The 23,944-nt window shown below is 61.5% G+C and carries 19 protein-coding genes and 1 pseudogene; 11 read left to right on the forward strand and 9 right to left on the reverse strand.

Translation table 11 applies throughout. The annotated features are described in order from the left end of the window. Positions 1-102 precede the first annotated feature (102 nt). Together amrS and QA637_RS26745 are read left to right on the forward strand one after the other, a co-directional pair. Positions 103-1,245: an AmmeMemoRadiSam system radical SAM enzyme gene (gene amrS / locus QA637_RS26740; RefSeq protein ID WP_153442896.1), complete on the forward strand. Its 1,143-nt coding sequence runs from the start codon at positions 103-105 to the stop codon at positions 1,243-1,245. 601 nt (positions 1,246-1,846) lie between these two features. Beyond that, complete coding sequence (locus QA637_RS26745) at positions 1,847-2,473, forward strand: glutathione S-transferase family protein (RefSeq protein WP_283067363.1); 627 nt, start codon at positions 1,847-1,849, stop codon at positions 2,471-2,473. 62 nt (positions 2,474-2,535) lie between these two features. Here QA637_RS26745 and petA read toward each other — a convergent pair whose 3' ends face one another. The 3 genes from petA to QA637_RS31075 form a co-directional block, all read right to left on the reverse strand. After that, entirely contained in the window at positions 2,536-3,084 is a 549-nt protein-coding gene (gene petA, locus QA637_RS26750) for a ubiquinol-cytochrome c reductase iron-sulfur subunit (RefSeq protein WP_428843148.1), read from the reverse strand. Between the two features lie 221 nt (positions 3,085-3,305). After that, on the reverse strand, positions 3,306-4,472 hold the full coding sequence (locus tag QA637_RS26755) for an aldose epimerase family protein (RefSeq protein WP_283065768.1): 1,167 nt from the start codon (positions 4,470-4,472) through the stop codon (positions 3,306-3,308). Between the two features lie 409 nt (positions 4,473-4,881). Further along, complete coding sequence (locus QA637_RS31075) at positions 4,882-5,238, reverse strand: DUF6647 family protein (RefSeq protein ID WP_428843149.1); 357 nt, start codon at positions 5,236-5,238, stop codon at positions 4,882-4,884. On the opposite strand from QA637_RS31075, the gene QA637_RS26760 reads away from it, so the two are divergent. Beyond that, positions 5,237-5,572, forward strand: coding sequence for a hypothetical protein (locus QA637_RS26760; RefSeq protein WP_283065769.1), 336 nt, complete (start codon positions 5,237-5,239; stop codon positions 5,570-5,572). The two genes, QA637_RS31075 and QA637_RS26760, sit on opposite strands and share 2 nt — an antisense overlap. 416 nt (positions 5,573-5,988) lie before the next feature. On the opposite strand, the gene QA637_RS26765 is transcribed toward QA637_RS26760, so the two are convergent. The 3 genes from QA637_RS26765 to QA637_RS26775 all read right to left on the reverse strand — a co-directional run bounded on the left by QA637_RS26765 (position 5,989) and on the right by QA637_RS26775 (position 8,407). Continuing rightward, positions 5,989-7,749: an adenylate/guanylate cyclase domain-containing protein gene (locus QA637_RS26765; protein ID WP_283065771.1), complete on the reverse strand. Its 1,761-nt coding sequence runs from the start codon at positions 7,747-7,749 to the stop codon at positions 5,989-5,991. A gap of 26 nt (positions 7,750-7,775) precedes the next feature. Further along, complete coding sequence (locus tag QA637_RS26770; protein WP_283065772.1) at positions 7,776-7,943, reverse strand: hypothetical protein; 168 nt, start codon at positions 7,941-7,943, stop codon at positions 7,776-7,778. Positions 7,944-8,113: 170 nt separating this feature from the next. Further along, positions 8,114-8,407: a hypothetical protein gene (locus tag QA637_RS26775; RefSeq protein ID WP_153442920.1), complete on the reverse strand. Its 294-nt coding sequence runs from the start codon at positions 8,405-8,407 to the stop codon at positions 8,114-8,116. Between the two features lie 502 nt (positions 8,408-8,909). On the opposite strand from QA637_RS26775, the gene QA637_RS26780 reads away from it, so the two are divergent. The 5 genes from QA637_RS26780 to QA637_RS26800 all read left to right on the forward strand — a co-directional run bounded on the left by QA637_RS26780 (position 8,910) and on the right by QA637_RS26800 (position 16,120). Further along, the gene (locus tag QA637_RS26780) at positions 8,910-9,722 is read left to right on the forward strand and encodes a TIM barrel protein (RefSeq protein ID WP_283065773.1); all 813 of its coding nucleotides are present in this window, start codon (positions 8,910-8,912) and stop codon (positions 9,720-9,722) included. Positions 9,723-9,959: 237 nt separating this feature from the next. Then, positions 9,960-10,889, forward strand: a complete 930-nt coding sequence (locus QA637_RS26785) for a sugar ABC transporter substrate-binding protein (RefSeq protein WP_153442880.1) — start codon at positions 9,960-9,962, stop codon at positions 10,887-10,889. A 145-nt stretch (positions 10,890-11,034) separates the two neighbouring features. After that, positions 11,035-12,576 carry a sugar ABC transporter ATP-binding protein gene (locus tag QA637_RS26790; RefSeq protein ID WP_283065774.1) on the forward strand — a complete coding sequence of 514 codons (1,542 nt, stop codon included), beginning with the start codon at positions 11,035-11,037 and terminating at the stop codon, positions 12,574-12,576. Positions 12,577-12,608: 32 nt separating this feature from the next. Next, the gene (locus QA637_RS26795; RefSeq protein ID WP_283065776.1) at positions 12,609-13,634 is read left to right on the forward strand and encodes an ABC transporter permease; all 1,026 of its coding nucleotides are present in this window, start codon (positions 12,609-12,611) and stop codon (positions 13,632-13,634) included. A 680-nt stretch (positions 13,635-14,314) separates the two neighbouring features. Further along, positions 14,315-16,120 carry a methyl-accepting chemotaxis protein gene (locus QA637_RS26800; RefSeq protein ID WP_283065778.1) on the forward strand — a complete coding sequence of 602 codons (1,806 nt, stop codon included), beginning with the start codon at positions 14,315-14,317 and terminating at the stop codon, positions 16,118-16,120. 276 nt (positions 16,121-16,396) lie between these two features. Here QA637_RS26800 and QA637_RS26805 read toward each other — a convergent pair whose 3' ends face one another. Beyond that, positions 16,397-17,428: a LacI family DNA-binding transcriptional regulator gene (locus QA637_RS26805; protein WP_184108466.1), complete on the reverse strand. Its 1,032-nt coding sequence runs from the start codon at positions 17,426-17,428 to the stop codon at positions 16,397-16,399. Between the two features lie 258 nt (positions 17,429-17,686). Here QA637_RS26805 and QA637_RS26810 point away from each other — a divergent pair, with 258 nt between their 5' ends. From QA637_RS26810 to QA637_RS26820, 3 genes are all read left to right on the forward strand, one after another. Further along, complete coding sequence (locus tag QA637_RS26810; RefSeq protein WP_283065779.1) at positions 17,687-19,213, forward strand: sugar ABC transporter ATP-binding protein; 1,527 nt, start codon at positions 17,687-17,689, stop codon at positions 19,211-19,213. A 77-nt stretch (positions 19,214-19,290) separates the two neighbouring features. Further along, on the forward strand, positions 19,291-20,301 hold the full coding sequence (locus tag QA637_RS26815; protein WP_180943608.1) for an ABC transporter permease: 1,011 nt from the start codon (positions 19,291-19,293) through the stop codon (positions 20,299-20,301). A 65-nt stretch (positions 20,302-20,366) separates the two neighbouring features. Continuing rightward, on the forward strand, positions 20,367-21,317 hold the full coding sequence (locus tag QA637_RS26820; protein WP_153442869.1) for a substrate-binding domain-containing protein: 951 nt from the start codon (positions 20,367-20,369) through the stop codon (positions 21,315-21,317). A gap of 404 nt (positions 21,318-21,721) precedes the next feature. On the opposite strand, the pseudogene QA637_RS26825 reads toward QA637_RS26820, so the two are convergent. After that, positions 21,722-23,092: pseudogene (locus QA637_RS26825) on the reverse strand (sensor histidine kinase); the annotation flags it as partial. Continuing rightward, the gene (locus tag QA637_RS26830; RefSeq protein ID WP_283065783.1) at positions 23,089-23,766 is read right to left on the reverse strand and encodes a response regulator; all 678 of its coding nucleotides are present in this window, start codon (positions 23,764-23,766) and stop codon (positions 23,089-23,091) included. The pseudogene QA637_RS26825 and the gene QA637_RS26830, both read right to left, overlap by 4 nt. Positions 23,767-23,944: the final 178 nt, after the last annotated feature.

The following is a 23,944-nucleotide window of genomic DNA, read 5'->3' on the forward strand; positions in this document are numbered from 1 at the left end:
CTGATTTTCGCTAAATGCAAGCAAAACTCGGCAGAACGTGCGAAGGCAGATCATCGTAACGCACCGGTTTCCGCTGGCGTTCGTCAGGTCTATCATGCGAGCATGTCTTTGGTCCCCAACGCCACAACCGCTATCTGCCAGGAATTGCAGCCGCGGGACGCGTCGACTGTGCCAGGCCGCTATTGGCACGCGCTCGCCGACGGGCGCATCCAGTGCGACCTCTGTCCGCGATTTTGCAAGTTGCATGAAGGGCAACGGGGGCTCTGCTTTGTCCGCGCTCGCCAGGGCGACCGGATGGTACTGACGACCTACGGCCGCTCCAGCGGCTTCTGCGTGGATCCGATCGAGAAAAAGCCGCTCAACCATTTTCTGCCGGGCACTGCCGTCCTGTCGTTCGGCACAGCCGGCTGCAATCTCGCCTGCCGGTTCTGCCAGAATTGGGACATCAGCAAGTCCCGCGCGATCGACACACTTGCCGACGCCGCTTCCCCCGCGGCGATCGCCCGGGCGGCGGCGGATCTCGGCTGCCGCAGCGTTGCCTTCACCTACAACGACCCTGTGATTTTCCATGAATACGCCATCGACGTGGCCGATGCCTGCCGCGAGCGGGGGATCAAAAGCGTTGCGGTTACGGCCGGCTATGTCTGCTCCGAACCACGCGCCGAATTCTACCGCCACATGGATGCGGCCAATGTCGATCTCAAGGCCTTCACCGAGCGCTTTTACCAACGCGTCTGCAGCGGCCATCTCCAGCCGGTGCTCGACACGCTTGTTTATCTCAAGCGCGAGACCTCCGTCTGGTTCGAGATCACGACGCTGCTCATACCCGGCGAAAACGATTCCGAGGCTGAGATCGAGGCGCTGACGCGATGGATCATGGAAAAACTTGGCCCGGATGTGCCGCTTCACTTCACGGCCTTCCATCCCGACTGGAAGATGATGGACAAGCCGGCCACCACGCCCGAAACGCTGACACGGGCGCGCCGGATCGGCCTCCAAAACGGGCTGCGTTACGTCTACTGCGGTAACGTGCACGATGACGTCGGCGGCAGCACCTGGTGCCATACCTGTGGCGCATGCCTGATCGCCCGCGACTGGTACCGCTTGCTATCTTGGGCTCTCGACGCCGAGGGCCGCTGCCAAAGCTGCGGCACGCCTTGCCCGGGCGTGTTCGAGCCGCATCCCAGTGACTGGGGTGCGTATCGCCGGCCGGTGCGTATCGCGCCGATGACGGCACCGGGTTGACCAGCCAGCCGGCTGTGCGAGACGGCTGAAGGCCTTGTCAAAGGAGATAACGGCGATTTCCAGCCGAGATTTCTAAAGTCAGCGTCTGTGGTCGCCGTAACCTTTCAGGCGGCGGATGGTTTTCCATAGGCCGCCTTCGTCCCGTCCCCTTTCGGGCAGCGGCGGGGAGGCTCAATATGCCATTACCCGAAAGATACCCGTTCCTCACGCTGCTGTCTGTTTGGCCGCTGCTGAGCAACGCGACGGCGGCGCAGGCAGTCGCCAGGCAATGGCAGAGCGCCGCGGCGTGCACCCCCCGCAGCCGCTACATCACGCAGGCGACGCGCCGGCGCGGTTCGCCCAACCCTGATCACTCACGGCACGCTCGACTGGGACCGGCACGATCCGGACCTGACCGTCCTGGAGAAGGGTCGCCGGCCTGAGTCCACGTCGCGACAGAGCCGGCGAGTCTGCTCTCATTCGACTCCACTGGGCGGCGTGGGTGGCTCAACGGCGGCCCGAGCACCCCGTTCGCCGATTTTTTCGCGAATCTCTGTCGGCTCGGTGTTTCGTCCAACGTCCTTTGAAAGCGATAATGGGAGAAAAGCAGGAGGTAGCCAAGATGATGACACTGTATGGATTAGGTCCAACCCGCTCGCTTCGCGCACTTTGGGCCCTTCAGGAGCTTGATGCGGAATTCGAATTTGTGCCCATCAACATTCTGGCCGGCGAAACCCGTCACCCCGACTTCCTTCGCCTCAATCCTGCCGGCAAACTTCCGGTGCTGGTTGACGGTGACTTCGTGCTCACGGAATCTGCCGCGATCGTCATGTACTTGGCGGAGAAGTACGGCGCCAAAGGGCTGATGCCCACGGACCTAAAGGAGCGGGCGCAGGCATATCGATGGTCTCTGTTTGCGGTTACCGAGCTCGAACAGCCGCTTTGGCGGATAGCCAAGCACACATTTCTGTATCCCGAAGACAAGCGTCTGCCGGAAGACATTGCCCTCGCCAGGGAAGAATTCCTGGCGATGGCAGCGGTGCTTGAACAGCACATGGACGAGCGTGCGTTCATCGTCGGCGATAACCTAACCATCGCCGATTGCGTCACCGCCTATGTCCTGGACTGGGGCAATGAAAACGGACTGATTGCCGACTTTCCAAATCTCAAAGCATACCTTGAGCGGATGTATGCTCGTCCCAAGGCACCCCAGCGAATCGCCGAAGCCATGGCAAGCCTGCAGAATTAGAAATCTGCGCTGATGGACAGCCGCATCCGACGTCGACTAGGTTATATTGAGCAGCCAGAGGCCTATCCAATCCGTACAACTGTATCGGACACGAATTCGAAGTGAGGAATTGGGAGATTCTCCGGCGCGGGTCCCTTGCGGATGCGGCCGGCGGTATCGTAGTGCGATCCGTGACAGGGACAGAACCAGCCACCAAAATCACCCGCCTGCCCCAGGGGCACGCAGCCCAAATGCGTGCAGACCCCGATCATAACGATCCAGTTCTCCCTTCCCTGACCGGCCGAGCGCGCCACGTCTGTCGCCGGCTGGTCGTCGTCAAGGTTCGCGTTTCGCCCCACGGGGTCCTTGAGTTCCTCAAGGGCCGTCGCGTTTGCGGCTTCAACCTCCTTGCCGGTCCGATTGCGGATGAAAACGGGGCGGCCGCGCCACTTGACGGTCATTGACATGCCCTCCGCGAGCGAGGACACGTCCACCTCGATGGAGGCTAGGGCAAGTGTTGAGGCGTCGGGACGCATTGCATCGATGAACGGCCAAGAGGCTGCCCCAACTCCCACCACCCCGGCCATGGCCGTCACCAGATAGAGAAAATCGCGCTTGGTCGGCTCGGCCATTTCATCTCTCGCCACGGGAATCGCGCCTCCTTGCCGCGCGAAAGACCATGGATCGCTATGCCCCTACCGGAGCGTGGTGACGACGACGATCTTTCGAACGAAGCTTTTGCCCAGCCATCATACGTCCACGCCCAAAGCGATGGGGGAACGGCAACTGAGTCCTACAAAGCCGCTGTCCGGCTCATTGAATTGGCTGCTAGGAAAGCACGCACCTCCTCCAGCTAGGACGCGTCGGTAGAGAACTTATGTACCGTTGTCGACTTCAGCGTTTCGCCAGGTTTCAGCACTGTCGTAGGAAAGGACGACTTGTTTGGAGAATCCGGGAAATGCTGGGTCTCGAGGCAGAAGCCGTCGGTCTGGCGGTATTGCTGACCGGTCGGGCCAACAAGCGTCGAATCGAGAAAGTTGCCGCTGTAGAACTGGACGCCGGGCTCAGTGGTCGAGATCTCCATGATCCGGCCAGAGCGCGGCTCGTAGACACGCGCGGCCAGCGAGAGCCCACTACCCGATCGGTTCAGCACGTAGTTGTGATCGTATCCGCGGCCATAGACCATCTGTGGGTCGTTCGAGCGGATGCGTGCGCCGATTGGCATTCCCTGGCGGAAGTCGAACGGCGTGCCGGTCACGGAGGCGAGGTCCCCGGTCGGAATCAAGGTCGCATCGACCGGCGTGTAGCGATCGGCGTTGATCGTGAGGATGTGATCGCCGATCCCGCCCGTGCCGTCGCCGGCGAGATTGAAGTAGGAGTGACTCGTAAGATTGACCACGGTCGGTTTGTCCGTCGTCGCCTCGTAGTCGATGCGCAGCTCGTTGTCGTTGGTGAGGGTATAGACTACCTGGACCTTGAGCGCGCCGGGATAGCCTTCCTCGCCATCCTTGCTCGTATAGCTGAGCCGCGCTGCGGCCCCGCTCACGCTTGTCAGCGGCTCGACCGCCCAGACGGCCTTGTCGAAGCCTTTGTTGCCGCCATGCAGGCTATTCGGCCCGTTATTGGCGGCGAGCTGGTACTGGGTGCCATCGAGCGAGAACTTCGCGCCGCCGATGCGGTTGCCGTAGCGTCCGATCAAGGCGCCGAAATAGGGGTTCTTGGCTTCGTAGTCGGCGAGTTCCTTGAAGCCGAGCACGACGTTGTCGAGCTTGTTCCAGCGGTCGGGCACGTTGATTGCCGTGATGATGCCGCCATAGGCAATGAACTTGACGGACGCACCCTTGTCGTTGGTAAGCGTGTAGAGATCGACGGCTTTGCCGTCCTGCGTTTTTCCGAACGGGGTCTTGTCTACAGACCAGGCCCCGGCGCTTGTTCCCGTCAGCACCGCCATGCTGAGCACGGCCGCGCCGAGCACTGCTCTATGCCACGTACGCGATATGTTGGGATCGACATATGTCATGGTTTCCTCCCTCGATCCGCTCAAAAACCAATTCTAATCTCATCGGGCTGTCGAGGTAAGCGCGTCCCGGTGGAGGTTGCACAAGAGCACCGGGGCTTGAAAAGCGTGTGCCTGGTACCGTCGGTTGCATCGGCTCTCATTGCGTGATCAAAATTGTCGTCGGTGGATGAATCGCAGATCGCTTATCTGCTGATTCCCGACTTCGCCTTGCTGCTCTGTCAGTGTCGCAAGGCCATCCGAGTCGGACCTTAGGATTCTCACGTGCCGCATCGGCTCCGGAGGCAAAACGGAACGTCCCTTTTCGGGCCACCGCGACCGCTCAAGGTCGGATCGTGACCGCCCCGGCCTCCACTTTCAATGCCCGCTCATCACCCGCGAGATCGCCACTGGGGCTGCAGAAGCTTGAGTATTAGTACAGACAGTTTGTGCGGACTAACACTGTGAAGGGATCGAGCCCGAACTCCGTCTCGAGGTCACTGCCGAACGAACCCAGCCATCGTTTCTGCGCTTCAAAGGCTGTCTTCTCGCGTTCCTCCGGGCATGCAAACTTCAATCCTCCTACGTTCTGAATGTGGTGGACCATTTCGTGCACAAGCACGGAGAGCTCACCCGGCGTCTTCCCCGTCCATCCGTCCGGCAGATAGACAGTTCTTGCCTCATCGTCGTAAACAGCAACGACACTGGGCCGTTCGCCGAGGGTGTCCAGATGGGCGGGGCCTCCGGTCCATCGGTCCGACGGCCCCTTTCGATAACGCAGACCGATCATGCTCCTGGCGGATGCGAAGGCGATGGCAGGCGGTTCATCGATAAGCGGAAGACCAAATTCCGACGAAAGCCACGCCGCGATCGCCTTCAGCGCAGCCTGCCGCGAATGGTTGGATTCTGGCCCGAAAACGAAGGCATCGGGTTCGACAATGAGTCCGGTGTCCGGCAAGATCACCTACCTCGAGGCGTCGCCAGAATTGACGTCGGGCTGTACCGGCTCACCTGCGGCCAGATTCGTCGCTGCAATTGCGCTGAAGATCCAGGGCATAATTTGCTTCGTGAACGTGTGCATAGAGCAAATCTCCCTCTCCGGCAGTCGGATCGACACGCCGTGACAAATGGCTGGTCGGTCAAAGAAAGGCTTCAGCTTCGCGCCAGAGTCAGGTAGCCCACGGGGCGTAATGGGCGGTGCATTCTCATGGGCATGCCCACACTACACGCCGCCCCGGTCGTGCACATCGGTACGGCCCCCCAATTTCTTTGCGACCGCTTTTCGTGGTTTTCGCGGGACTGCCTAGATTTCGTGGCTTACGACAACGTCCGCTCTAACGGCTGCCGATCATCCATTCCTGCTTTATCCAGTAATGTTTGGGTTTCTCTGCCGTGCGTTGAAGGCGGCGCAACTGAGTATGATGTTTCGCAATCGCGTACGTTCGCGGACGCTCAAGACGCTAATTGATCCATGGCCCCCTTCTGAGGCCATAACCGGACTTTACTTCTCCGCTGAGGACGCAGTCTATCCCATTCGTATTTAGATGGAGACTCCTGCCTCGCGGAGACCGCCCACCAGCCTGTCGAACAGATCGGGGTCACGGTAAGGTAGAGCCCGCTTAAGGTGATCGATAGAAAAGTTCGAATTAACCTCCAACACCTCACGCCAATAGCGCCGCGCTTCTTCGTGGCGCCCGACTCGACCATAGAGACAGGCGAGATAAAAGCGCGTCATGTCCGATCGCGGCGCCAGGGTCAGCCGACGCTTGAAGGCGATCTCGGCCTCGTCAAAGCGCCCGAGGCTCAATAGCGCCCTCCCCAGGAAATGCAGAGACAGATCGAATTGCGGGTCGAGCCGGCGGGCCCGCGTGTAGAGCGCCACGGCATCTTCGTACCGACCTTGGAATTCCCTTATGTTGCCAAGCCCGGTATGGGCATCGGCCAAATTGGGGTCGAGCGCGACGGCCCGCTCCGCCGGGGCTTCCGCCTCGTCTAGGCGCCGCATCCAGGCAAGCACGAGCGCCAGCGAGACATGGGCCTGCGGCTCAGTATCGTCCACGTCGATGGCCTTGTGCGCCAGTTGCAGCGCCCGTCCCAGATTTTCCGGCGTCGCGCCGTTCCACCGGTTGACGTATTCGGCAAAGGCGATGATCGACAGCCGGGCATAGGCGGCCGCCAGCCCCGGATCGATCTCGATGACGCGCTCCAGCATGGCGCGCGCTTCCCTTGACGATACGGCGCTGAGTTGCAGCATGGTCTGGCGCGAGCGGACGAGCAGGTCGTAGGCTTCCGGATCCACCTTGGCGCGGTTCCCGCGCCGCTCCTCTTCCCCGGCCGTCAGCTTCACCTTGAGCGCGCTGACGATGGTGCGGGTGACCTCGTCCTGAACCGCGAATATGTCCTCGATACAGCGATCATAACGCTCGGCCCAGAGATGGCCGCCCGTCGTGCCGTCGATCATCTGGGCGTTGATGCGGATGCGGTCGGCGGCCCGGCGCACGCTGCCTTCCAGTATGTAGCGGACGCCGAGTTCCCGGCTAACCGTGCGGATGTCCGGCGCCTTGCCCTTGTACGCGAAAGAGGAATTGCGGGCGATGACGAAGAGGCCGGAAACCTTGGAAAGATCGGTGATGATATCCTCGGTGATGCCGTCGGCGAAATAGCCCTGCTCCGGGTCGCCGGACATGTTGTCGAACGGCAGTACGGCTATCGAAGGCTTCGCTGGAAGCCGCGGTTGGGCTTCCACGACTGAGCTGTCGGCATCGCCGGCACCGTTCGGCGACCAGCTCCAGACATGCACCGGCCGCTCGATGTTCTTGACCTCATGATAGCCGCTGTCGACGAAATCGAGGCCGACGCGGCCATGCACATACTCGTGGACGCCGTCCGAAATCGCCACGCCGCCGGGCTTGGCAAGCGTCTCGAGACGGGCAGCCACATTGACCCCATCGCCGTAGAGATCGCTGCCCTCGACCATGATGTCGCCCAGGTTAACACCGACGCGGAGAACGATAGCCCGGTCTTCCGGCATGTCTCCGTTCGCAGCCGCCATGGCTTGCTGAAGGGCTGCGGCGCATTCGACAGCGTTGACGGCGCTGCTGAACTCGACAAGCACACCGTCGCCCATCCTCTTGAAGACGCGGCCCTGATGAGTTGCGACGAGCGGCTCCAGGACCTCTTTCCAGCGCTCCATGAGCAGCGTGTGGGTGCTTTTTTCGTCCCGTTCCATGAGCCGGCTGTAACCGACCACGTCAGCGGCCAAAATGGCGGCAAGCCGGCGTCTGATGGATTCGTTGGCCATATGCAATGGCGCCTTCCTAGATCATTTCATTGTTTCATCGAAACATCGAACTGATCTAACTCTTTGAAATTACGCAAATCCGAACGGAAAACCGTTACACTCTTTTCCTGGAATTGCTGCAGCATCCATTGTCCAAATTTTACTGGCGTATTGCTGCCATGTCCATTTGGCTTGAGGCTGGCCTTGGTCGACAACCAGCGTCAGTGCGCAAACGTCCGCATCTACGGCGCTATCCCGTTGAAGGGACGGGGGGGAAAGTTCCGCTCTCCAACTCAAACCGGCCCTTCGACGTGGTTCGAGTGAAGCCGAGTGGATGTGCGTGTCGCCCCAAATGCGCCGAAACCAGAGCATGCGCGAGCAGAACTCAGTCTTGCTCCAAAAGTCCCTGCGCTAACTCTTCCCATTCCTCATCAAACGTTAAGATTGGCGGCACGACGCCGCAGCGGCGATACCAATATTCTGCGTTCGATTGATCGCCTTCCTTGCGATGGAGGTAGGCATGCACACGCATATCCGCCGTATCGTCGTGCTCCTGCACGCGCTCGTGCGCCTTTTTCCAGTTGCCCTTCGCATCCCACCACAGCGCCTGCAGGGCGGAGCTTGAACCGGCGGGCGGCTCTGGCTGCGCAATCGAATCTCTAAAAGTCTGCAAATCCATTCTCGGCACCGTGGTGAAATCCAGGACGCCGATGATAACCGCGCCAGCCGCCGAGCGGTAGCGTGCATTGGGCGATATCCGGATTGACCGCAACGGGTGGGAGAGCTGCAGTTCGGCCACTTACCTCGAGTATCTGCAATTTAGTTCTCCCCCGCAGGCGTCACTCGCTCATGCCTGGATTATCGGAAGTGCGCGGCGGCAATTTGGGCGGTGTCAGCGCCAGTCCAAACATTTCACGCCGGCTCCCAGATTCATTTTGCTTGGCGGTCACCCCGACGCCGCAGACTTGATCCGCGGCTAGCTAATGCCTCCCACAGCGATGCCCCCGGATGACAGGATTCCCTCATTAGCAAAATGCAATCTTGCAGAAATGCAAGACGGGTGCGCGCCTATCGCTTTGACTGACGCCCTCCAAGTGATGAATGTGGCTCCAGGACTTAAAATGGAACAAATGTTCCGATCAAACGAAAGCCATTCCAAACATTCCTGGAGGACACGCCCAATGATCGCCCTTCCCTTCGCCCTCAATCACATGGCCGCGCCCGCCCTGCCGCTTGATGCATTCTTCGCGCTCGCAAAGTCGCTTGGAGTGTCGGCGGTCGAAATTCGAAACGATCTTTCCGGCAACGCGATCCTCGACGGCACCGGCCCGGATGCAGTGAAGGCGCTTGCCGAAAAGCACGGACTGACGATCATCTCGATCAACGCCCTGCAGCGCTTCAACGAATGGAACGAAGAGCGTGAGGCGGAAGCGCGCGCGCTTATTTCCTATGCGCGCGACTGCGGTGCCAAGGCGCTGGTGCTGGTGCCGGTCAATGACGGCAGCGGGCAGAAGGGCGGTGAGCGCCAGGCAAATCTCAGGACCGCGCTGAAAGCCTTGAGGCCGTTGCTGGAAGCGGCGGGCATTGCTGGCCTCGTCGAGCCGCTCGGCTTCGAGATCTGCTCGCTGCGCTCCAAGACCGAAGCTGTCGAGGCGATCCGGGAGGTCGGCGGCGAAGCGACGTTCCGTCTCGTCCACGACACCTTCCACCATCATCTTGCTGGCGAGGACGCTTTCTTCCCGGATATGACCGGGCTCGTGCATATTTCCGGCGTTAGCGACAAAGCGGTTACGGTCGCCGACATGCGCGATCCGCATCGCATTCTCGTCGATGCGGAGGACCGATTGGACAATGCAGGACAGATCCGCCGCCTTAAAGGTCAGGGATACAAGGGCCCGTTTTCCTTCGAACCCTTTGCGCCGTCGGTCCACGACCTCGCCGATCCAGCAAAAGCCCTTCAGGAAAGCATGGCCTATCTGCAAGCCAAGGCCTGATCATCCACTCGCAGGAGAACACCGAAAATGGCTCGGGCGCCGCAGGACAGGCTTGACGGCGTCCGGATAAAATGGAATACATATTCCGTAATGGCAATTTAGTGGTTCGTTTATTCCGTTTTGACCGAAAGAGCAGCGGGAGTACGGCTTTCGGTTCGAGATGGGCGCGATCTTGCGAAAGGTCGCGCTTCCGGCTGGAGAAGGTGTCGCCGGGCACCGAATGTGGAGGAGAGAGAAATGAAGAAATTTGTGCTGGGCGCCGCCATGGCCGTCATGATGTCGACGGCTGCACATGCCGAGACAATCGGTGTGTCGATGGCGCTGTTCGACGACAACTTCCTGACGGTTCTGCGCAACGGCATGTCCGATTACGCCAAGACGCTCAATGGCGTCGAACTGCAGATCGAAGACGCGCAGAACGACGTCGCGAAGCAGCAGAGCCAGATCCAGAACTTCATCGCCGCCGGCGTCGACGCCATCATCGTCAACCCGGTCGATACCGACGCGACCGCCGCCATGTCGAAGATCGCGGCCGATGCCGGTGTTCCGCTAGTCTATGTCAACCGCGAGCCCGTCAACGTCGACACCCTGCCGGAAAAGCAGGCCTTCGTTGCCTCGAACGAACAGGAATCCGGCACGCTGGAAACCCAGGAGATCTGCAAGTTGCTCGGCGGCAAGGGCAAGGCTGTCGTCATGATGGGCGAGCTTTCCAACCAGGCCGCCCGCATGCGCACGAAGGACGTGCATGACGTGCTTGCGACCGAACAGTGCAAGGGCATCGAGATCGTTGAAGAGCAGACGGCCAACTGGTCGCGCACCCAGGGCGCCGACCTCGTCACCAACTGGCTCTCCGCCGGCCTCGAGTTCGATGCAGTCATTTCGAACAACGACGAAATGGCGATCGGCGCCATCCAGGCACTGAAGGCTGCCGGCCGTTCGATGGACTCGGTCGTCATCGGCGGCGTCGATGCCACCCAGGATGCGCTCGCCGCCATGGCGGCCGGCGACCTCGACGTGACGGTATTCCAGAACGCCGCTGGCCAGGGCCAGGGCTCTGTCGACGCCGCGCTGAAACTCGCCAAGGGCGAGCCGGTCGAAAAGAAGGTCTACATCCCCTTCGAACTCGTGACGAAGGAAAACCTGGACAAGTACCAGGCGAAGAACTGACCGTTCGCTTGGGGGCGCGGCGAACACCGCGCTCCCTCCTGAAATCAGTGCCCGCACGAAGCCCTGACGATAGGGTTCAACAAGAAGGCGTATACGCCCGCCGCGGGACTTTCGGCCAGAGCCGGACACTGGGGAGGCTACGAGAATGACGCTCAGTCCCACAACCATGGCAGCCGTGCGTGCGAGTGGCGCCATACCGAATGCGGAATATCTTCTTTCCGCGGAAGGCGTGCGCAAGGAATTCCCGGGCGTCGTGGCGCTCGACGACGTCGAGTTCAAGCTGAAGCGCGGTACTGTCCATGCGCTCATGGGCGAGAACGGTGCCGGCAAATCCACCCTGATGAAGATTCTCGCCGGCATCTATCAGCCGGACAAGGGCGAGGTGAAGCTCAAGGGCGTCGACATCCGTCTGCAGTCGCCCCTCGACGCGCTCGAAAACGGCATCGCCATGATCCATCAGGAGCTGAACCTGATGCCCTTCATGACCGTCGCGGAAAACATCTGGATCCGACGCGAACCAAAGAACCGGTTCGGCTTCGTCGATCACGGCGAAATGCGCCGCATGACCGCCAAGCTATTCGAGCGGCTGAAGATCAACCTCGACCCGGAGATCGAAGTCCGTCACCTCTCCGTCGCCAACCGTCAGATGGTTGAAATCGCCAAGGCGGTTTCCTACGAATCCGACGTCTTGATCATGGACGAGCCGACATCGGCGCTGACCGAGCGCGAGGTTGCGCACCTCTTCGAGATCATCCGCGATCTCAGATCGCAAGGCATCGGCATCGTTTACATCACCCACAAGATGAACGAGCTCTTCGAGATTGCCGACGAATTCTCGGTGTTCCGCGACGGCAAATATATCGGCACGCACGCGTCGAGCAACGTCACCCGCGACGACATCATCCGCATGATGGTCGGTCGTGAGATCACCCAGATGTTCCCGAAGGAGGAGGTGCCGATCGGCGACGTCGTGCTGTCGGTCAAGAACCTCACACTTAATGGCGTGTTCCGCGACGTTTCCTTCGATGTGCGCGCCGGTGAAATCCTCGGCGTCGCCGGACTCGTCGGCTCCGGCCGCTCGAACGTCGCCGAGACGCTCTTCGGCGTCACACCGGCAAGTTCGGGTACGATCGCGATCGACGGCAAAGAGGTGGTGATCGACAACCCCAACACGGCGATCCGCCACCGCATGGCGTTCCTGACGGAGGATCGCAAGGACACCGGCTGCCTGCTCATCCTCGACATACTCGAGAACATGCAGATCGCCGTGCTGCAGGACAAGTTCGTCAAGCGCGGCTTCGTCAGCGAGAAGGCGATCACCGCCGCCTGCGAGGAGATGAGCCGCAAGCTGCGCGTCAAGACGCCGAACCTTGAGGAGCGCATCGAAAACCTGTCGGGCGGCAACCAGCAGAAGGTGCTGATCGGCCGCTGGCTGCTCACCAATCCACGCATTCTCATCCTGGACGAGCCGACACGCGGCATCGATGTCGGCGCCAAGGCGGAAATCCACCGTCTTGTCACCGAACTCGCCCGCAACGGCGTCGCCGTCATCATGATCTCGTCGGAAATGCCCGAGGTGCTCGGCATGAGCGACCGGATCATGGTGATGCACGAGGGCCGCGTCACCGGCTTCCTCGACCGAGCCGAAGCGACCCAGATCAAGGTCATGGAACTTGCCGCGCGTTGAGCGCGCGATGCCGACCGCAGGGAGGACAGAAAATGGATACCAATGTCGCCGCACATGGCACGAGCACGACCCTTGTGGGGTCAAGGCGGCGCGTGCCGCCCGAATTCAACATCTTCCTGGTGTTGCTTGGGATCGCCCTCGTCTACGAAATTCTAGGCTGGATGTTTGTCGGCCAGAGCTTCCTGATGAACTCCCAGCGACTGACGATCATGATCCTGCAGGTCTCGGTGATCGGCATCATCGCCGTCGGCGTAACGCAGGTGATCATTACAGGCGGCATTGACCTCTCATCGGGATCGGTCGTCGGCATGACCGCGATGATCTCGGCGAGCGTCGCGCAGGCATCTACCTGGCCACGGGCACTTTATCCATCGCTCACCGACCTTCCGGCAATCGTGCCGATCGGCCTCGGTGTCGGCATCGGCCTTGTGGCCGGCTATATCAACGGGCAGCTCATCGCCAAGACCAAGATCCCGCCCTTTATCGCCACGCTCGGCATGATGGTCTCGGCGCGCGGCGTCTCCAAGTGGTACACCAAGGGCCAGCCGGTCTCCGGTCTCACCGACCAGTTCAACTTCATTGGCACGGGCATTTGGCCGGTCATCGTCTTCCTCGTCGTCGCGCTGATCTTCCACATCGCGCTGCGCTACACCCGCTACGGCAAGTTCACCTATGCGATCGGCGCAAACGTACAGGCCGCGCGCGTTTCCGGCATCAATGTCGAGGCGCATCTGATCAAGGTCTACGCCATCGCCGGCATGCTGGCGGGCCTTGCAGGCGTCGTCACCGCGGCGCGCGCCCAGACGGCACAGGCCGGCATGGGCGTGATGTATGAACTCGACGCCATTGCCGCGACCGTCATTGGCGGCACGTCGTTGACCGGCGGTGTCGGTCGCATCACCGGGACCGTCATCGGCACCGTGATTCTCGGCGTCATGACGTCCGGTTTCACCTTCCTCAGGGTCGACGCCTACTACCAGGAGATCGTCAAGGGCGTGATCATCGTCGCCGCCGTCGTCGTCGACGTCTATCGCCAGAAGGGCAGAAAGAAAACCTGAGCTTCAAAAAAGAAGACTTGTCCTCCCAGTGAAGTGACTGGCCGGAATGGTGAAAGCCGTTCCGGCTTTTTTCTTTGGCTTATACTGCCAAAGCGGAGCGATTTGTTCATCCACCGACATATGCTTGCACTGCAAGGCAGCCCTTTAGATTCCGGTCTGGCAAAAGCGGCGCCGATACACTATACCGCCAGGGTCCAAAATCATCGGAGATTTATCATGTTGTCGCAGCGCAAGCTTGCGAGCCAGGTCCAGCCGCGTTTCTTCCTTCAGCTTTGGAACGCGATGCTTCGGGTTCAGACCCGCGAAACAGCTTCCCTCTTCGGCCCCCGCGGCCGCTAACGCATAGCGCCTGATTCCGTCCTTCGAACTGCCCCGCCTATGCGAGTCTTCTTAGCATGGGCGGCAGCGGCACCACGCTGCGGCGCGCTGGTGGCCCTGAAGAACAGCGCCACGCGAGCGCTTAATTACGCAGTAACAATTATCATATAATTCTGCTCGTTATACGAGAACGTTTCCAAGTCTATCCCCTCAAGTGGAAGACTTGATGCATGATGCGGACGTTCTGCGCCGGTCTGTCCGGAATTTTTCATGACTTATTACTCGCTTGCGGCCTCTGCAGGAGGTTCCGTGAAGTCCATGACGCGTCCCAGCGTAGCAAGGTTTTCCGTGGGAGAGATTGCATGAAACTATCTATTGCGCGCGGTTTGGCGATCTTCGGGGCGATCGTCACCGCCGGTTTGATAATTTCCATTGGCATCAAGACATACGCCTTCGACAAGCTGAGAGTAAACGGTCCGGTCTATACGCAGGTGGTCTACGGAAAGGATCTGATCGCCGACATCCTGCCGCCGCCGCTGTACACGGTAGAGTCCTACATGCTGGCGATGGAGGCCGTATCCAATCCCGAACTCGCCAAAGGCAACCTCGAGAAGATCGGAACCCTGAAACAGGCCTTTGACGACCGGCGCGCCTACTGGAAAGCGTCGGCTGCTCCCGAAACGCTCAAGGCAAAGCTGGAGAACGATGTTATCGGCAGAGCCGATTCCTATTGGGCAGCGATGGAAGAAAAGTTCCTCGCTCCGTACCGGAATAGCGATCCGGCTTCCGCGGCGCAGGCGATGGACGAGCTAAAGGCAAGCTTTCACCACCATGAAGTCGCGGTCAATGAATTGGTCGCGATGGCAGATAAGTTCCTGAAGCAGCAGGAAGCAGGTGCCGCTTCGGACACGGCGAGCCTTTCCTGGGCCGCCACCCTGAGTTCGGCGATGTCCGTCCTTCTGCTGCTCACCGGCCTTTGGTTCTTCCGCGATCGCGCGGTGAAGCCTCTGGCCACCATGTCTGCCTATATGCAGACGCTCGCCGCCGGCGACTACGATCGCGAAGTTCCCTATGCCGAGCGTCCAGATGAGATCGGCATGGTCGCAAGGTCTGTCGCCGTGTTCCGGCAGGCGGCAATCGAGCGCCGCCACGCGCGCGAGCGGACGGACGAGGAGCGCCGCCTGCGGGACGAACAAGAGGCAGCCCACGCGCGAAGGAAAGCCATCGAGGAAAAGGACCGGCTGCAAGTCATTGAACATTTGACCCGCGGACTGGCACGCCTATCTGCCGGCGATCTTTCCGTCCGCATCGTAGATAACTTCTCCGACGCGTACGAGGCGTTGAGAGCTGAGTTCAACACGGGCGTGGAACGGCTCGCTGAAACGATCTCCGGTGTCCTCAGTGCGACCGACAAGCTCAGCACGAGCTCGTCGGAAATTGCCGGGGCGACCGATGATCTGGCCAAACGGACCGAGCAGCAGGCGGCCTCGCTCGAACAGACTGCCTCCGCCTTCAACGAGATCACGGCGACGGCACACAATTCCTCGGAGCGTGCGCGAGAGGCAAGCCTGGTGATGGTCGCGGCGAAAGACAGCGCCGAGAAATCCGCGATGGTCGTGCGCGACGCAGTGGCCGCTATGGAGCGCATCGCGCGATCTTCCGGGCAGATCCAACAGATCATCAACGTCATCGACCAGATTGCCTTCCAGACCAATCTCCTGGCGCTCAATGCGGGCGTAGAGGCTGCGCGTGCCGGCGAAGCGGGTAAAGGCTTTGCCGTCGTTGCCCAGGAGGTGCGGGAACTGGCCGGTCGCTCCGCCAGTGCCGCCAAGGAGATCAAAATGCTGATCGAGGCGTCGACACGGGAAGTCGCCGGTGGCGTGGAGCTTGTCAACCAGACCGGTGAGGCGTTGATCGGGATCGAGGGGCATGTGCAGCAGGTGACCGACCTGATCGGCGTGATCGTGACTGCCGCCACCGAGCAGTCCACTGCATTGTCCGAGATCGATGCCGCACTCCATAAAATGGATGAAGTGACGCAACGGAATGCGGCGATGGTCGAAGAAACCAATGCGGCCTGCCGTGAGCTGAGCAACGAGGTGGACGACCTCAATCGCATGGCGGGCCGCTTTCAGGTGCTCGGCCGCGTAAGCAGGCTGGCGGCTTGACGTCAAGAAGAGGCGCTGAGAAGGCCCCTCCCAGTAGGCGGGGGCCTAACGTCCCGCGCCTGCCGCGTTCAGCCTAGGCGCTTCCGTCCCCGGGCGCCACCGCAACGCCTTAAGCCTCTCCTTGTGGCATGTGTGGGGTTTGGTTCTGCTGCAGGCGCCTGCTTATCTGATCGTCGCAGATCGGTTAAGAATGAAGTGAGCGCGCACGGCATCGCGGCCCCTCCCCCTTGTGGGAACGGCTTCGGGGCGAAGTGGCCATCAAGATGTATCGAATCCCTATTTACCTATCCACCGCCGCGACGGTGCGGTCACCGAATTGCGGACCACCAGATCCGGCCTCAGCAGGATTTCCGTCTCGGCGGGGCGCCTGTCGGAGAGAAGGTCAAGCAGGAGTGCCATGGCCTGTTTTCCGATCAGCGTGCGCGGCTGGCGGATCGTGGTCAACGCCGGCGTCATGAACGTCGCCTGCGGCACATCATCAAAGCCGGTCACTGAAAAATCATTCGGAATGTCATAGCCGCGCGCCTTCAGCCCGATCATCACTCCGAGCGCGGTCTGGTCGTTGACGCACATGAAAGCGGTGGGCAGCGTGTCGCGCACGAAGAGCCGTTCGACGGCGGCCCTTCCACTCTCGAGCGTGCCGTCGCCCTCCTGGACGAGCCGAAGCTCCGCCGGCACGCCCGCCGCGTCGAGCCCCGCGTCGTAGCCGGCCCGTCGCCTCTTGTAGGCAAGCCGCGTGCGGGAATCGCCGATAAAGGCGATCTTGCGATGGCCTTCGGCGATCAGGAGATCGACCACCTTGCGGGCACCCTCGATGTCATCGATGCCGACATAGGGGATGCCGCCGTTGAAGACGGGCTCGAAGATGCCGACGCTTGGCGGCAATCGCGCCGTCATCGTCTCGTGACCGAAAGGCAGAATGCCGGTGAAGAGGATGAGGCCAGCCGCCTGATTGGAATTGAGAAACTTCAGATATTCGAGCGCGCGCTGGGCATCGTTCTGCGTATGGCCGATTAGCACGCCATAGCCATGCGACCGCGCCTCGTTTTCCAGGCCTACGAGAATGCTGGAAAAGTTGGGATCGCCGATATCCGGGGCAACGACCAGAATCATGTTCGACCGGCCGAGCCTCAGGCTGCGCGCCATGGCATTGGTCGTATAACCGGTAATGGCAATCGCCTGGTTGACCTTCAGTCGCGTGGACGTTGCGACCTTCTCCGGGGTGTGGATTGCCCGCGATACCGTCGCGATCGAAACCTCGGCGATCCTGGCGACGTCTTCGATGGTTGCGGGCGTGGAATCCGACACTCTCGCTCTGCCTTGCGTCTTCGTTAAAACCTAGCCGATTCGAGGATAAAACATGCAGCGATCCAAAGTGCTACAGCGGCCTTTTGCACGTCTGATCAGGACACGCGGCGTAGTAGGTGGCGGGACACTACATACACTTCCGGCCACGTCAAAGGTCATCTCGGAAATTCCTGTGCATGCCACGATGTAAACCTTTACATGATCTGTGTAAAGGTTTACATAACCCCATAAGCGGATGGGAGCCGCAAGGGGGAATCGATGAATCCGGAAACGGTCGAAACCGGGAGCGTCGTGCTGGAGGCACGTCGCATCAGCAAGTCGTTCAGCGGCGTGCAGGTGCTCTTCAGCGTCAATTTCGAGCTTCGCGCCGGCGAGATCCATGCCCTGATGGGCGAGAACGGCGCCGGCAAGTCCACGCTGGTAAAAATCCTTTCCGGATTCGAGCAGCCATCCTCGGGCGAGATACTGCTCGACGGCAATCCGGTGACGCTTCCGCCGAACGGCGCCGCCGAAGCGCTCGGCATCGTCATCATCCACCAGGAATTCAATCTTGCCGAACATCTGACCGTTGCGGAAAGCCTGTTTCTCGGCCGCGAGGTCACGCGCTTCGGCGTGCTCGACCGGAAATACATGCGCGCGGAAACGCGCCGTGTTCTCGATCTCCTCGGCTGTCGCGTCGACGCGAATGCGCTGATCGGCAGCCTGTCGATCGCCGAAAAGCAGATGGTGGAGATTGCCAAGGCGATCAGCCGCGACGCGCGGGTCGTCTTCATGGACGAGCCGACGGCGGTCCTCTCCCGCGAAGAGACCAATTTCCTCTTCCGCCAGGTGCGCAAGCTCAGGGACCAGGGCACGAGCTTCGTCTTCGTCTCGCACAAGCTCGACGAGGTTATCGAACTGACCGATCGGGTGACGGTGCTGCGCGATGGCCAGTGGGTGAAAACGGCCCCGACCGCGATTCTCGACGGAGAATCGATCGCCCAGCTCATGGTCGGCCGCGAGATGTCGAGCCTCTATCCCGCCAAGTCCGAGCCGGATGTCGACGAAGAGATCGTGCTGCGAGTGGACTCACTCTCCACCGACTATGTCAAGGATGCCAGCTTCGAGGTGCGCAAGGGCGAGATCCTGGGCTTTTCGGGCATGATCGGCTCGGGACGGACGGAACTGATGGAGGCGGTCGCCGGCCTCAGGTCGCGGCTCTCGGGAGAGGTGACGATCCGTGGTGAGGCCGTGCCCTCGGGCGACGTGCACGCCGCCAACCGACGTGGCCTTGCCTACATGACCAAGGACCGCAAGGCGAAGGGCCTGCTCCTGAATTCCGGCATGACGGCGAACCTGACCTTGCAGTCGCTCGGCCAGCATACCCGCCTTGGCTATCTCGATCCCACGAGCGAGGCCGCCGCGCTCGAAAAGGCCCGCCGCCGCTTCGACATCCGCGTGCGCGACCGCGACTTGGTGGCAAGGCGCATGTCTGGCGGCAACCAGCAGAAGCTGCTGCTCGCCAAGGTGATGGAGACGGAGCCCGAGATCATCATCATCGACGAGCCGACGCGCGGCATCGACGTCGGCACCAAGCAGCAGATCTATCACTTCATTTCGGCGCTGGCGCGCGACGGCCGTTCGATCATCGTCGTCTCGTCCGAGATGCCGGAAGTGATCGGGCTTTGCACGCGCGTCGCCGTGATGCGCGAGGGACGGATCGTCGGCATGCTCGAAGGCGACGAGATCTCCGAGCAGGAGATCATGCGCTATGCAGCGGGACTGAAGAGGATGGCTGCCGCCTGACGGTGCATTCCACCGGCCACAGGCTGTCACAGCAATATGGAATTCCCCGGGCTCCGGGGCGGGAGGTTGGTCTGAACATGAGCGTTAACGAGGAAAGCATCCAAAGCACAAGTCATCGCCGCACCTGGCGCGACGTCGATCTGAGGGCGGTGGCGCCGTTTGCCGCACTTGCGCTGCTTTTGATCGTCGGTGCGATCGTCAACCCCAACTTCATCGGCCTCAACAATCTCGCCAATGTCGCCACCCGCTGCGCCTTTATCGCCATCATTGCAGTCGGCGCGACTTTCGTCATCTCGGCAGGAGACCTCGATCTCTCTGTCGGCTCGATGGTCGCTTTCGTGGCAAGCTTGATGATCCTGTTCATGAATTCCGGCGTCATCGCCGATCCGACGTTGATGCTGACGGCGGCGGTCGTTTTCGCGGTAGCTGCAGGAGCGGCCTGCGGCCTCGCCAACGGGCTGATCACCACCGTCGGCAGGATCGAGCCTTTCATCGCTACGCTCGGCACGATGGGCATCTATCGCGGCCTCACCACCTGGCTTTCGCAGGGCGGCGCGATCACGCTTCGCGAGCCGGAGATACAGGAGCTCTACCGCCCGGCCTATTTCGGCAGCATTCTCGGCGTGCCGGTGCCGATCGCGATCATCCTCGCGGTTACCGCCGTCGCCGCCTTCATCCTCTATCGCACGCGTTACGGCAGGCACGTGGTCGCCGTCGGCTCCAATAGCGACGTTGCCCGCTATTCCGGCATCGCCGTCAACCGCGTGCGCACCATCGCATTCGTGATCCAGGGCCTCTGCGTGGCGATTGCCGTGCTGCTCTACGTGCCACGCCTCGGCTCTACCTCGGCGACGACTGGCATCCTCTGGGAACTGCAGGCCATCACCGCCGTCGTCGTCGGCGGCACCGCGCTCAAGGGCGGCGCCGGCCGCGTCTGGGGCACGATCTGCGGCGCCTTCATTCTCGAATTGGTCGGTAACATCATGCTCCTGTCGAACTTCATCAGCGAATACCTGATCGGCGCGATGCAGGGTGCGATCATCATCATCGCGATGCTCGTCCAGCGCTCGCTGGTACGCAAATCGTGACAATGCCGGATCTTATGGTCCGGCCACATCAGCGAAGACCCTGACACATTGGGAGGAAAGAAAACATGCGAAAGGGATTAATGGGCATTGCTGCCGTCGCGATGATGGCACTGACGGGCGTGGCCCACGCGGAGGAGAAGAAGGTCACGATCGGCGTCTCGATCCCTGCGGCCGACCACGGCTGGACCGCCGGTGTTGTGTTCCACGCGGAACGCGTCGCGAAAACGCTCATGGAACAGCATCCGGGCCTCAACGTCATCGTCAAGACCTCGCCGGATCCGGCAAGCCAGGCCAATGCCGTGCAGGACCTCGAAACTCAGGGCATCGACGCGCTGGTGATCCTGCCGACCGATCCCGATCCGCTTGTCAACGCCATCAAGGAGGTCAAGGGCAAGGGCACGTTCGTGGCGCTCGTCGACCGCGCGCCGTCCGTCAACGACAACAGCGTGCGTGATCTCTATGTCGCCGGCAACAACCCCGCACTCGGCCAGGTCGCCGGCGAATACATCAAGGCTACGACGCCGGAGGCCAAGGTCGTCGTCATTCGCGGCCTGCCGATTCCGATCGACCAGCAGCGTCAGGACGGCTTCGACCAGGGCATCGCCGGCTCGAAGGTCGAAATCCTCGACCGCCAGTACGGCAACTGGAACCGCGACGATGCCTTCAAAGTCATGCAGGACTATCTGACCAAGTACCCGCAGATCGACGTCGTCTGGTGCCAGGACGACGACATGGCCGTCGGCGTGCTGCAGGCGATCGAGCAAGCCAAGCGCACCGACATCCAGTATGTCGTCGCCGGCGCCGGTTCGAAGGAAATGATCAAGAAGGTCATGGACGGCGACAAGATGATCCCGGTCGACGTGCTCTACCCGCCGGCAATGGTCGGCACCGCGCTGGAAATGACGGCGGCCAACTTCTACGGCCAGGTTCCGGTTCGCGGCACCTACACGATCGACGCGACGCTGGTCACCAAGGACAATGCGCAGGACTTCTACTTCCCCGATTCCCCGTTCTGATCGGACGCATCGACGGTAGCCTTGCCTCGACCTGCCTGCGGAGTTCGCGGGCAGGTCTTTTGCTTTCTGGGACCGTGATCCCAGCGCATTCCGATCGGATTGCAGCAGCGGGCGCAGGCGGATGGTGGTCCCCCCGCCCTGCCGGGCATCTCCCCCACAAAGGGGGAAGATCGGCAAGCGGCGACGTATCACTTAACCAATGACGCTGCGCGCGTGTCGAGAATTCGGTGACAACGGCGCGCGCCGGCTCGCTGTCGGGCAGAGCTTCGCTTCTGGCCAATCTCTCCCCTTGTGGGGGAGATACCGGGCAGGGCAGAGGGGGTGCGGCCCCCGGCAGTTCGCCCTCTCACGCGCCCTTGAGCAACAACCGGATCAGGTGCCCCTGGCCTTCCTCCCCTCACCCCCGGAAACCCCACCACGACCTTCAATCCGCGCCCGCCCTCGCCGTCCTCCAGGCGCGTCGTCCCGCCGTAGAGCGTGGCGATTTCCTCTACGATCGGCAGGCCAAGCCCAGTGCCGGGCGCCTCGTCGCCGCCGCGCCGGAAACGCTTGAGCACCGCCTCGCGCAACTCCGGCCGGATTCCCGGGCCGTTGTCCTCGACCTCAAGCACGACGGCCTCGTCGCGCCCTTCGACGCGCACCGTGACCTCGGCGCCCCGTCCGGCATAGAAAAGCGCGTTGCCGATCAGGTTCTTTAAAAGCTCGCCGACGAGCAGCGGCTCGGCGCGGATCCAGTGTTCACCTTCGCCGGCAAAGCCGAGGTCGATGCCGGCGTCGCCGGCCGCCGGCACATGATCGGCGGTGATCTCGCGCGCGAGCGCGGCAAGTTCGATGCGCTCCGAACCGCGCGCCTCGTCCCTGCCCGCCGCGTCGATTTTCGCCATCAGCAGCAGTTGCGCGAGAATGCGCTCTGCATTCGCCACCGCTTCGTCCGCCTTGCGCGCAGCCGCCCGCGTTTCCTCAATCGTTCCAGCTCTTTGCGCGAGCGCCAACTGCGTGCGGATGATCGCCAATGGAGTCCGCAACTGATGACTGGCATTTCCGGTGAAATGGCGCAGCGCGTCGAGCGCCGATTGCAGTCGCACCATGAACGAGTTGACGGTGTCGACCAGCCCCTGAACCTCGCTCGGCACCCGCTCGCCGATCGGATGCAGGTCGTCGGGGCTGCGTTCGGCAATGGCGTCGCCAAGCCGATAGAGTGGTCTCAGCGAAAAGGTGACGGCGATCCAGACGATCATGGCCGCGCCGGCAATCATCAGGCTGAGGCGCAGGGCCGAGCGCAGAAGGATCGTCTGCGTTAGCTGCCGCCTCGCGATCGTCGTTTCGGCAACAGTGACGACGAAGGGAACGGAACTGACACCGGTCGAGGCGGAACGCCGGAGTGCCGCAATGCGAATGCGTTCCCCGCGGAAGACGGCGTCGCCGAACGTCGTCGACTGATCCTGACCTTCGGTGAGCGACGGCAGCGTCTGATAACCGGTGATGAACTCGCCGGGCGGCCCGTCCACCCGGTAGAAGACCCTGTCCTGCGCCGCGGACGTCAGCATCTCCAGCGCGACATAGGGAATGTCGACCTGAAGCGAGCCGCCCTCGGCGACGACAACGCGCTCGGCGATCGCGAGCGCCGAACCGGCAAGAACGCGGTCCGAGACGACGTTCGCCGTCTTGACCGCCTCCCGGTAGGTGTCGGTCAGCGCCACCACGCCGATCACGGCGGTGGAGATCAGGAGCCAGCCGAGCAGCCTGCGCCGCAACGAATAGACGACGGTCCTCATTCGGGGCTGGCCGTCTTGTCGAGGTAATAGCCGATGCCGCGCGCGGTGCGCACCGTCAGGCCATAGGGCGCCAGGCGCTTGCGAAGCCGGCTTACATATTGCTCGATCGCATTGGGGCTGAGATCGTCATCGAGACCAGTGAGCGACTGGACGATCGCCTCCTTGGCGACGACCTTGCCGGCGCGCATGAACAGAAGTTCGAGCAGCCCGAGCTCCCGGGCGGGAATTTCGATCGGTACACCACCGGCAGAAAAGCTGCGCGCCGTGAGGTCCAGCGTGACATTGCCATAGCTGACGACAGAAGTCCGCAATCCTGCCTGGCGGCGCAGCAGCACCCGCACCCGCGCCTCGAACTCGCCGATGTCGAAGGGCTTGATCATGTAGTCGTCGGCGCCGAGATCGAGGCCCTTCACCCGCTCTTCCGGGGTGCCGCGCGCAGTCAGGATCAGGACCGCCGCCCGGTTCTGCCGCGCCCGCATGGCGCGCAGCACGTCGAGGCCATCCATTTCCGGCAGGTTGAGATCGAGGATCACCAGATCGAAGCTTTCCGCAGCGGCAACGGCATGGGCCGAGGCACCGTCGCTGACGACGTCGACCGCATAACCGCTTCCGCGCAGGATCGCGGATAGGCCCTCCGCCAGGGCCTGATTGTCTTCAACAAGCAAGATTCGCAACGTCGCTCTCCCCCGATCACTTTATCGGCCGCAAGCTTGCTTGTGAACGGCTGGCGGCTACTGCATAATTCCTTAAACCGGAATTGATTTAGGGAGAAAAACATGCAGCACTTCAAGCTGTTACGGCGGCCTTTGCGTGTCTGAACAGGCGCGCGGCGCTGTAAGGCATTGTGGAATT

Origin of the sequence: Sinorhizobium terangae (genome assembly GCF_029714365.1) — a bacterium.
In the GTDB taxonomy this organism is placed as follows: Bacteria; Pseudomonadota; Alphaproteobacteria; order Rhizobiales; family Rhizobiaceae; genus Sinorhizobium; species Sinorhizobium terangae.